We start from the raw sequence: 4,002 nt of genomic DNA on the forward strand, positions 1-4,002 counted from the left end.
GGGGGGGGCGGGGCGCGGGGGCGCGGGGGGCGGGGGGCCCCCCCCCCCGCGCGGGGGGGCGGGGGGGGGGGGGGGGGGCCGGCGGGCGGGGGGGGCCCCCCCGGGGCCCCGCCGCCGGCCTGTGCGCGGCGGCGCGCGACGGGGTCGCCCGGCTGTGCGGGGGCAGGCCCGGGCGGCTGCTCGGAGGCGTCTTCGTGGTGGCGGCGCTGACGACGGCCGTCCTCAGCCTGGACGCCACCGTCGTCCTGCTCACGCCGGTCGTCTTCGCGACGACGGCGCGGGTCGGGGCGCGCGCGAGACCGCATGTGTACGCCTCGGCGCATCTGGCCAACTCGGCATCGCTGCTGCTGCCGGTCTCCAACCTGACCAATCTGCTCGCGCTGTCCGCGAGCGACCTGTCCTTCACCCGGTTCGCGGAGCTGATGGTGCTGCCCTGGCTCGCGGCGATCGCCGTCGAGTACGGGATCTTCCGCCGCTGGTTCGCCGCCGACCTCGCGGCGGGCGGCCATCCGCCGCGTTCCGGTGAGCGCAGACCGCTGCCCCTGTTCACCACCGTCGTGCTGTGCCTGACCCTCGCCGGGTTCGTCGCCACCTCGCTGGTCGGGGTGGCGCCGGTGTGGGCGGCGCTCGGGGGCGCCCTGATCCTCGCCGTACGGGCGCTGCTGCGCGGACGGCGTGCGGAGGCGGGGCCGGGTGCCGGCGGCGCGCCGCCGGACGCGCGGGCGGTGCGCCGTGATCCTCCCCGCGTCACCGTGGTGCGGCTGGTGATGTGGGCGTCGCCGCTGTTCTGCCTGTTCGTGCTGGCGCTCGGCGTCGTCGTGAAGGCCGTCGTCGACAACGGACTCGGCAGCGGGATCGCCGCCATCCTGCCGGGCGGTACGTCCCTCGGCTCGCTGCTCGCGGTGGCCGGTGTCGCCGCCGCCCTCTCGAACGTCATCAACAACCTGCCCGCGGTCCTCGCGCTGCTGCCGGTGGTGGCGCCCGCGGGGCCGGGACCCGTGCTCGCCGCGCTGATCGGCGTCAACCTCGGGCCCAATCTGACCTATGTGGGCTCGCTCGCGACCCTCCTGTGGCGGCGCATCCTGAACGAGCACGACACGGAGCCCACGCTCGGCCACTTCACCCGGCTCGGTCTGCTCACCGTCCCGGCGACGCTGCTCGCCTCGACGCTCGCCCTGTGGGGCGCTCTGGCCGTCGTCGGGAAGTGACCGCGAGCGAAGAAGGCGCGAAGTTTTTCCTTCGTTTCATGAATCCAGGGGATTGACCCCGGTCCTGGTCTAGTCCTTTACTGCTCTCAGTGACAGTCCGTTCACATGGCAGGGCAACGTTCCGCCACATGACCGCGCACCGTCCCCCGTTCTGCCTGTTCTCCCGCTCCCCGCTCCTTGTTCAGCACCTGCCTGTTCCCACCCTCACTCGCGCTTGAAGCGCGCATGACAGGAGTGTCCCCGTGCTGCGTACCCTCAAGAGATCCCTCGCCGTAGCCCCGGCGGTACTTGCCCTGGCCGGCACCGCCGTCATGGCGTCGGGAGGCGCCGCCAACGCCGCCGCCAACGCGGGGCCCGGCTTCCCGGCCCACTTCTCGGCGCCCTACGCCGAGACCTGGAACTCACCCTCGGCGATGACCAGCGCGCTGAGCGCCAACGGGACGAAGTACTTCACGCTCGCCTTCGTCATCGACGCGGGCGGCTGCAACGCCAAGTTCAACGGCTCGACCGACGTCACCGACGGCTCCTGGACCTCGGCCGTGAACGCGGTGCGCGCCGCGGGCGGCGACGTCATGGTCTCCTTCGGCGGCGCGTCCGGCACCGAGGAGGCGGTCGCCTGCAATTCGGTCGCCGCCGTGAAGGCCCAGTACAAGAAGGTCATCGACGCGCTCAACCTCACCCGCGTCGACTTCGACATCGAGTCCGGCCAGGAGTCGAACACCGCGGCCAACACCCGCCGTGACCAGGCCCTCGCCCAGCTCCAGCAGGAGTACGCCGCCTCGGGCAAGAACCTCCAGGTCCAGTACACCCTCGGCACCGACACCTCCGGCCTGCCGGGCGCCCAGCTCAACCTGCTCCGCGACGCCAAGGCGCAGGGCGTGAACGTCAGCCTCGTCAACCCCATGACGATGGACTACGGCCGCGCGGTGTCCGACATGGGCCAGGCCGCCATCGACGCCGCCAACGCCCTGCACGGCCAGCTCGGTTCGATCTGGACCGACAAGTCCTCCGCGCAGCTGTGGGCGATGGAGGGCAACACCCCGATGCTCGGGAAGAACGACAGCGCCTCGGAGACCTTCACCACCGCCAACGCCAACGCCGTTCTCAACTTCGCCAAGGCCAACGGCATCCAGGAGCTGTCCTTCTGGGCACTCGGCCGCGACCGCCAGTGCGGCGGCAGCACCAACGACCCGTCGAACAACTGCAGCGGCACCTCGCAGAGCGCCTACCAGTTCAGCTCCATCTTCAACGGCATCAACAGCGGCGGCGGCACGACCCCGCCGCCCGGCGGCGCCACCGGCCAGATCACCGGACTCGCCGGCAAGTGCGTGGACGTGAACGCGGCGAGCAGCGCGAACGGCACGGCCGTCCAGCTCTACGACTGCAACGGATCGAACGCCCAGCAGTGGACGGTCGGCTCCGACGGCACCCTGCGCGCCCTCGGCAAGTGCATGGACGTGACGTCCGCAAGTACGGCCGACGGCGCGAAGGTCCAGCTCTACGACTGCAACGGCACCGGCGCGCAGCAGTGGGCCGCGGGCAGCGGCAGCACGCTCGTCAACCAGGGCTCGGGCAAGTGCCTCGACGTCACCGACAACAACTCGGCGAACCTGGCCAGGCTCCAGATCTGGCAGTGCTTCGGCGGCTCGAACCAGCAGTGGCACCTGCCGGCCTGACGCCCGCCGCGTAACCAGTACACGTAACCCGGAGTACACGCCACACCACATGGCGCGGCGTACACGACGACGCGCCCCCTGTACGGCCCCGGGGGGGCCGCACGAGATCTTCTCCGGGGCCCGCGGCGGCGTGTGCGCCCGCTCGCCGGCCGGCCCGTACGGCCCCGGGACGCGGCGGTCGTGGGCGACACCGATGAGATTAAGAAACCTCTCAGGAGGGACCCCTAGCGTGCGCCGTATGAACCCGACCCCCAGCACCACCACGACAGGACCGGACGCCGCCACCGGGAACGACACCGAGGAGAAGGAACCGACGGCGGGGGCCCAGACGGCGGACGGGCTCGCCGACGGGAAGCCGGGCGAGACCGGTGCCCCCGAGGACACGGACACGTCCGGGGCCACGGACTCCCCCGAGGACGACTCCGCCGACGACGACGCGCTCGACGACGGCGCCGCCCCGCCGCGCACCTCCAGCGGAGTGGGCGTCGCGGCAGCGGCCGTGGTCGCGGCGGCACTCGGCCTCACCTCCCTGACCGGCACCTGGACCGGACGCGTCGGCGCGGAGCGCGAGACGCTCGTCGGCCAGCTGCACACCAGCCAGACGTCCTCCACCTCCCAGCAGATCGCCGAACTGTACGGCGACGGCTGGCACACGACCGCCGCGATCAACGGCGCGGTCGCCCTGGTCGCCGCGATCATCGCCGTGATCGTGCTGTTCGCCCTGCGGCGCGCGACCACGGCGGGCACCGCCTGGGCGAAGCCCGTCGCGGTGGCCGCACTCGTCCTCGGCGCCATCGGCGTGGTGGTCTCCCTCGGCATGTACTTCGACCTGTTCGCGTCCCTGCCCAGCGCGCCCGCGACCACGGCCCCCACGACCACTCCGCCCGCTTCCTAGAAGGCACGCCTTCCAGGAACGTTTTCCTGGGCCGCCTTCCTGAAGGGCCGCCTTCCTGAAGAACTGCCTTCCTGGAAGGACCGTCCGGGCCCTGCCGCCCGGACGCACATCGGCCCGGGGGCCTCAGGGGTCCTTGCGACATGAACGACCCCGAGGGGGCGTGTCGCAAGGACCCCTGAGGCGTGCAGGACCCCTGAGGCGTGCAGGACCCCTGAGGCGTGCA

General features: G+C 72.3%; 2 protein-coding genes and 1 pseudogene. All 3 read left to right on the forward strand.

What is annotated here, in order from left to right:
- Positions 1 to 116: 116 nt before the first annotated feature.
- Positions 117 to 1,208, forward strand: a pseudogene (locus LCE31_RS23970) (ArsB/NhaD family transporter); the annotation flags it as partial.
- A 242-nt stretch (positions 1,209 to 1,450) separates the two neighbouring features.
- The gene (locus LCE31_RS23975; protein WP_225017476.1) at positions 1,451 to 2,884 is read left to right on the forward strand and encodes a chitinase; all 1,434 of its coding nucleotides are present in this window, start codon (positions 1,451 to 1,453) and stop codon (positions 2,882 to 2,884) included.
- Between the two features lie 238 nt (positions 2,885 to 3,122).
- The gene (locus LCE31_RS23980) at positions 3,123 to 3,779 is read left to right on the forward strand and encodes a hypothetical protein (protein WP_225017478.1); all 657 of its coding nucleotides are present in this window, start codon (positions 3,123 to 3,125) and stop codon (positions 3,777 to 3,779) included.
- The last annotated feature ends 223 nt before the right edge of the window (positions 3,780 to 4,002 follow it).

This window comes from Streptomyces sp. 8L (assembly GCF_020176795.1).
Lineage (GTDB): Bacteria > Actinomycetota > Actinomycetes > Streptomycetales > Streptomycetaceae > Streptomyces.

Coding starts and splice junctions, on each gene's coding strand:
- LCE31_RS23980 (WP_225017478.1), top strand. CDS start 3,123: ATGAACCCGACCCCCAGCACCACCACGACAGGACCGGACGCCGCCACC.